This window comes from Paenibacillus sp. NPDC056722 (genome assembly GCF_042790635.1).
GTDB lineage: Bacteria > Bacillota > Bacilli > Paenibacillales > Paenibacillaceae > Paenibacillus_AQ > Paenibacillus_AQ agri.
In genome coordinates, this window is the sequence record NZ_JBHTYV010000038.1 from 1 (window position 1) to 1,244 (window position 1,244).

Genomic DNA, 1,244 nt, shown 5'->3' on the forward strand with positions numbered 1-1,244 from the left:
GCGCAGCAGCGCACGGTGAACCGACGTATCGGGCAGGCCTGTCGAGCAGCAGAGCTGCCGGACCGTGAGCGCGCGCGGCGCCTTGAGCGCTGCGAGCGCGCCGAGCACCTTCGCTTCACACTGGGTGAATGCCATCGTCACCACCCCCGGCTGATCGGGACGTAGGTGCGCGGCGGCTCGGCGGCAAGCCTGGCCTGGATAGCCGCGACAGTGAGTTTCGATTCCGTGCGCGGCGGGTTGTCGGTGACGCGCATGGCGAGGGCGACCAGCACTAGCGCGGTCAGTGTCATTGCGAGGATGATTCCCATGTCGGGTGTCTCCAGCTCCCTGGTCGGTTCGTGGAGTGCACCCGGCACCAACGCTTTTGCTGCTGGCACCGGGGCAATTCCAAGCATCACCGAGTGATCAGCGTGAACCCAGACACGCATGTACTACGGAAGTCGTACGCTTCCCCTACGCACGCTTGCGATTGGTGGGGCAGGGCCAATGATTGTCAGCAAATGGACGAAGGTGCATGTCAAGAAGCTCCGCGAGGATGCGCTGCGGATAACGCAGGAAGATCTGTCCGGCATCACTGGCTTCGCAGTCGGGACAGTCCAGAAATGGGAGCAGCGCGCGACGGTCGAACGTCCGGTCGTCGGCAGGTCTGCCGAAGTGCTCGACTCTCTACTCGCCGACCTCACCCCGCCGCAGCTGGCGCGCTTCAAAGAAGCACTCACCCAAGCGGACCCGCGCGTCGACATGCATCCTGGTCACACGGTGACACCGCCCCCTGTGGTGGGCGGCACGGATGTGCGGGAAGTCGACAACGACGTGAAACGGCGAGACTTCGGAAGACTGGCGGCCGCAGGGGCTGCCGCAATCCTGCTGCCCGGCGACAGCGCGAGCATCGGTCCGACCGATGTGACGCGCTTGTTGAACGGTGTCGAAATGCTCGAGCGCGAAGACCAGCAGTCGGGCGGCGGCGGCCTCGTCGACTTCGCCGTCGAGCAGCTGGCCCTCGCGCAGCACAAGATCGAGACCTGCACGTACGACAGCGCGACAGGTAACGCATTCATCAGCGCGACAGGGCAACTCGCGGTAGAGGCGGGCTGGCTCGCCTACGACGCCGACCGGCATCCGCTCGCGCGGCGCTGCTACGCGGACGCGATTGCACTCGGCACCGAGGCGGACGACCCGGATCTCATCGCGCACACCTGCCTCAACGCCGCGAATCAGTCCGTCGCCCTCAGCCGCGCCGGACA

2 protein-coding genes are annotated in these 1,244 nt (G+C 66.0%); one reads left to right on the forward strand and one right to left on the reverse strand.

The features are described 5' to 3' along the window. Positions 1–137 precede the first annotated feature (137 nt). Positions 138–308 carry a hypothetical protein gene (locus ACFRAM_RS28705; RefSeq protein ID WP_379470439.1) on the reverse strand — a complete coding sequence of 57 codons (171 nt, stop codon included), beginning with the start codon at positions 306–308 and terminating at the stop codon, positions 138–140. Between the two features lie 178 nt (positions 309–486). On the opposite strand from ACFRAM_RS28705, the gene ACFRAM_RS28710 reads away from it, so the two are divergent. Next, positions 487–1,244, forward strand: a 758-nt coding sequence (locus ACFRAM_RS28710) for a helix-turn-helix domain-containing protein (protein ID WP_379470440.1), incomplete at its 3' end; no start/stop codon positions are given.

Excerpts from the sequence above, each read along its gene's own strand:
- ACFRAM_RS28705 (WP_379470439.1), bottom strand. The coding sequence starts at position 308 with ATGGGAATCATCCTCGCAATGACACTGACCGCGCTAGTGCTGGTCGCC.